The sequence below is a fragment of the Neisseria sp. P0022.S010 genome, from assembly GCF_051956635.1.
Genome location: NZ_JBQCXF010000235.1, coordinates 1 through 4,541 on the forward strand (window position 1 = coordinate 1; position 4,541 = coordinate 4,541).

At 52.3% G+C, this 4,541-nt stretch carries 6 protein-coding genes; all 6 read left to right on the forward strand.

What is annotated here, in order from left to right; all coding sequences use genetic code 11:
• Positions 1–692 (forward strand): translation elongation factor Ts (gene tsf / locus ACTHUT_RS14355; RefSeq protein ID WP_440418943.1); only part of this gene is annotated, 692 nt, incomplete at its 5' end.
• 220 nt (positions 693–912) lie between these two features.
• Positions 913–1,632 (forward strand): UMP kinase, encoded by a 720-nt coding sequence (gene pyrH, locus ACTHUT_RS14360; RefSeq protein WP_003708812.1) that lies wholly within the window; start codon positions 913–915, stop codon positions 1,630–1,632.
• A 162-nt stretch (positions 1,633–1,794) separates the two neighbouring features.
• The gene (gene rlmH, locus ACTHUT_RS14365; protein ID WP_440386555.1) at positions 1,795–2,265 is read left to right on the forward strand and encodes a 23S rRNA (pseudouridine(1915)-N(3))-methyltransferase RlmH; all 471 of its coding nucleotides are present in this window, start codon (positions 1,795–1,797) and stop codon (positions 2,263–2,265) included.
• A gap of 170 nt (positions 2,266–2,435) precedes the next feature.
• Positions 2,436–3,077 (forward strand): orotate phosphoribosyltransferase, encoded by a 642-nt coding sequence (gene pyrE, locus ACTHUT_RS14370; RefSeq protein ID WP_003682682.1) that lies wholly within the window; start codon positions 2,436–2,438, stop codon positions 3,075–3,077.
• 99 nt (positions 3,078–3,176) lie between these two features.
• Positions 3,177–3,572, forward strand: coding sequence for an MJ0042-type zinc finger domain-containing protein (locus ACTHUT_RS14375; RefSeq protein ID WP_039862294.1), 396 nt, complete (start codon positions 3,177–3,179; stop codon positions 3,570–3,572).
• Positions 3,569–4,541: amino-acid N-acetyltransferase (argA, locus tag ACTHUT_RS14380; protein ID WP_440418944.1), on the forward strand; the 973-nt coding region annotated here is incomplete at its 3' end. The genes ACTHUT_RS14375 and argA, both read left to right, overlap by 4 nt.

Sequence of the window (4,541 nt, forward strand, 5' to 3'; positions counted from 1 at the left end):
GTACTGCTGCCGAAGGCGTATTGGCTTACGCGATCAACGGCAATGTCGGCGCATTGGTTGAAGTAAACTGCGAAACCGACTTCGTTGCTAAAGACGCCGGCTTCGTAGAATTTGCCAACTTCGTTGCGAAAACTGCTGCCGAGAAAAAACCGGCTACCGTTGAAGAACTGAGCGAACTGGTCGAAGCAGAACGTAAAGCCATTATCGCTAAATTGGGCGAAAACATGTCTGTTCGCCGCTTCCAAGTGATCGACACTGCCAACCAACTGGTTGCCTACATCCACGGTGCTTTGGCTACCGAAGGCGTATTGGTTGAGTACAAAGGCTCTGAAGACGTAGCACGCAAAATCGGTATGCACATCGTTGCCGCCAAACCTCAATGCGTATCCGAAGCCGAAGTAGATGCCGAAACCATCGAAAAAGAACGCCACATCTACACCGAGCAAGCCATTGCTTCCGGCAAACCTGCCGAAATCGCCGCTAAAATGGTTGAAGGCCGTATCCGTAAATTCTTGGCTGAAATCACTCTGAACGGCCAAGCATTCGTGATGAACCCTGACCAAACTGTTGCCCAATTCGCTAAAGAAAACGGCACTGAAGTGATCAGCTTCGTACGCTACAAAGTAGGCGACGGTATCGAGAAAGCCGTTGTTGACTACGCGGCCGAAGTTGCTGCCGCTGCTAAAGTGTAAGGCACTTATGAAAAAGAAAGCACCTAGATTCCAAACGAATCAGGGTGCTTTTTTTTGAGAAAACCGTTTACGGTACCTAATTTAAGACGGCCGAATATTCAGGCCGTCTGAAAACCAAAACAATAATAAACCGACACACCCTATCATTAATATTCCGACCGTTTGAAAATTCAGACGGCCCGGCCCCCGACCGACGACATTCAAGAAAGTAAGGTATCCCATGACACAGCAAATCAAATACAAACGCGTATTACTGAAACTCTCCGGCGAATCCCTGATGGGCTCTGATCCATTCGGCATCAATCACGATACCATCGTTCAAACTGTCGGCGAAATTGCCGAAATCGTGAGAATGGGCGTGCAAGTCGGTATCGTTGTCGGCGGCGGTAACATTTTCCGCGGCGTATCTGCACAAGCAGGCAGCATGGACCGCGCCACTGCCGACTACATGGGCATGATGGCGACCGTCATGAACGCCTTGGCGCTCAAAGACGCATTTGAAACTTTGGGCATCAAAGCGCGCGTACAATCCGCACTGTCTATGCAGCAAATCGCTGAAACTTACGCCCGCCCTAAAGCCATTCAATATTTGGAAGAAGGCAAAGTCGTGATTTTCGCCGCCGGTACCGGTAATCCGTTCTTCACGACCGACACTGCCGCCGCATTGCGCGGTGCGGAAATGAACTGCGACGTGATGCTCAAAGCCACCAATGTCGACGGCGTGTACACCGCAGACCCGAAAAAAGATCCATCAGCAACACGCTACGAAACCATTACTTTTGACGAAGCCTTGTTGAAAAACCTCAAAGTGATGGATGCCACCGCCTTCGCCCTCTGCCGAGAACGCAAGCTCAATATCGTGGTATTCGGCATTGCCAAAGAAGGCTCGCTCAAACGCGTGGTAACCGGTGAAAACGAAGGTACGCTGGTTCACTGCTAATCATTGAAAGGCCGTCTGAAACAGCCGAACGGGATACATTCGGCTTTCAGACGGCCTTTTATTTTCAGTCGGTTGCGTAGGCATTGGCTCATGGTTTGAAAAGGTTGAGAACTTGCTTGACCATAATGCCCAACCGACAATTCGATAGTAAAAGGATACCCCATGAATATCACCGTCTTGGCTGTCGGCACGAAAATGCCGCGTTGGGTCGATGAGGCCGTCGGCGAGTACGCCAAACGCTTCGGGCGCGATGTCAATTATGCGCTGAAAGAAATCAAGCCGGAAAAACGCGGCGCGGGTGTGAATGCGGCTCAGGGCATGGCGACTGAAGAAAAACGCCTGCTGGAAGCCATACCGCAGGGCGCGTTTTTGGTGGTATTGGACGAGCGCGGCAAAGCGCCGACTTCGGTCGAATTGGCGCAACATTTGAAAAGCTGGCAGCAAAACGGCGAACACGTCTGCTTTATTATCGGCGGCGCAGACGGCATGACCGACCGTTTGAAACAGCAGGCAAACATGATGATGCGCCTTTCCAGCCTGACCCTGCCGCACGGCATGGTGCGCGTTTTACTGACCGAGCAGCTTTATCGCGCCGTTTCGATTTTGAACAACCATCCTTATCATCGGGAATAATCCGCTTTGATTGCCGGGATAAGACGGCAATGCCGCCTTGTCGGTTTGAAAGGGAATAGGGCAAGTCGGTTTAAAGCGGGGCGAACCCGTTTTTCAGACGGCCTGATTTTTCCGCATGAATCCTTTATAATCGTTTCTTTGATAAATCAACATCTTTCGGGAGAACCCAAATGTCCGATTTCCGTCAAGACTTCCTCAAATTCGCTTTGGCACAAAACGTGTTGAAATTCGGCGAATTTACGACCAAGGCCGGCCGTCAGTCGCCTTATTTTTTCAATGCCGGTTTGTTCAATGACGGCGCATCGACTTTGCAGCTGGCGAAGTTTTATGCCGAAGCCATTATTGCCAGCGGCGTGAAGTTCGATATGCTGTTCGGCCCAGCCTATAAAGGCATTATTTTGGCGGCGGCAACAGCGATGATGTTGGCGGAAAAAGGCGTAAACGTACCGTTTGCCTACAACCGCAAAGAAGCCAAAGACCACGGCGAGGGCGGTGTGTTGGTGGGTGCGCCTTTGAAAGGCCGCGTGCTGATTATCGATGATGTGATTTCCGCCGGTACATCCGTGCGCGAATCGGTCAAACTGATTGAGGCCGAAGGCGCAACGCCTGCCGCAGTGGCCATTGCGCTCGACCGTATGGAAAAAGGTACGGGCGAATTGTCGGCGGTGCAGGAAGTGGAAAAACAATACGGCCTGCCGGTGGTTTCGATTGCCAACTTGAACGACTTGTTCACGCTCTTGCAAAACAATGCCGAATTTGGCGGCTTCTTCGAGCCGGTCAAAGCCTATCGCGAACGTTACGGCGCGGTTTAAACCATAACATCATGCTCAGGTCGTCTGAAACGTTTTTCAGACGGCCTGAAACATTGGCTAAAATATATTTTTGATTCAATACACTTACGGAAAATACTCATGCCTGCTTGTTCTTGTCCTCATTGTAAAACGCCGCATTGGGTGAAAGATGCCCAGTTGAACGTGGCGCAGGGTTTCGTGGTCTGCACGCGTTGTTCGGGGATGTTTAAGGCCAAGGATTATCTGTCGGGCAACCTGCCGGCCGATCCTGCCCATCTGCCTGTAGCGGTAACGGATGTGCGCCTCGTGCATAACATCGGCGCGCAAATCCTCAAGCATTCCAAACTTTCCCGTAAAGAAATTTCCGATTTGCTCAACAGCGCGCTTAAGGAAGAGCCTAAGGCGGAAGAGCAGGCGGCGGTCAAAACGCGCAAGGACGGTTTCAACTGGACGTTGGCATCGCTGATTGCGCTGACGGTTTTGATTATGCAACTCTTTTATCTTGCCCTGCTATGAGTGCCATCGCCCATTTTGTTGCCAGCTTTCGCGAAGCCGCGCCCTATATTCAATATTTGCGCGGCAAAACCATGGTGGTCGGCGTGACCGACAGCCTGTTGGAAGGCGAAACCTTGATTCGTTTGGCCGCAGATTTGAATCTGTTGGCCAGCTTGGGCTTGCGTTTGGTCTTGGTGCACGGTTTGCGGCATTTGCTCGACAAATTGGCTTCGGGTCGGAATTTTGTTCCGAAATACAGCGGCAGCCGACGGATTACCGATGAAGCGACCCTGATGGAAGTGAAGCAGGTGGCGGGGATTATCCGCAGCGATGTCGAAGCAGCTTTGTTCAGCAGCGTATCTGCGCAGCAACGGAGCAAGCCGCCGGTTATTGCGTGTGGCAACTTTATTACCGCCCGTCCGTTGGGTGTTATCGACGGCGTGGACATGGGCTATACCGGTACCGTCCGCAAAATCGACGCGGAAGAAATCCGTTTGCGTTTAGATGGCGGCGCGGTGGTGCTTATCAGTCCTTTGGGACATTCGTACAGCGGCAAAACCTTTAATCTGAGTATGTGTGAAACCGCGCAGGAAGTGGCCATGGCTTTGCAGGCGGAGAAGCTGGTTTTTTTGACCGAAGAAGCCGGTATCCGCCGTGCCGATGGTTCGTTGGCCAATACGTTGTCTGTCGGCGAAGTGCAGGAATTGGTGCGCGGCAATCCCGATGCGCCGGTTGATTTGCTCCATGCGGCAGTGTGCGCACTGGAAAACGGCGTATCGCGGGTGCAGATTCTCAACGGCCGCGAGGACGGCAGCCTGCTGCGCGAGCTGTTTACCCGCGAGGGCAGCGGTACCTCTATTGCCCGTGAGCCGTTTGTTTCCATCCGTCAGGCACGCAGCGACGACATTCCGCACATCATCGCCTTAATCCGTCCGTTGGCGGAACAAGGCATCTTGTTACACCGCAGCCGCGAGTATTTGGAAAACCATA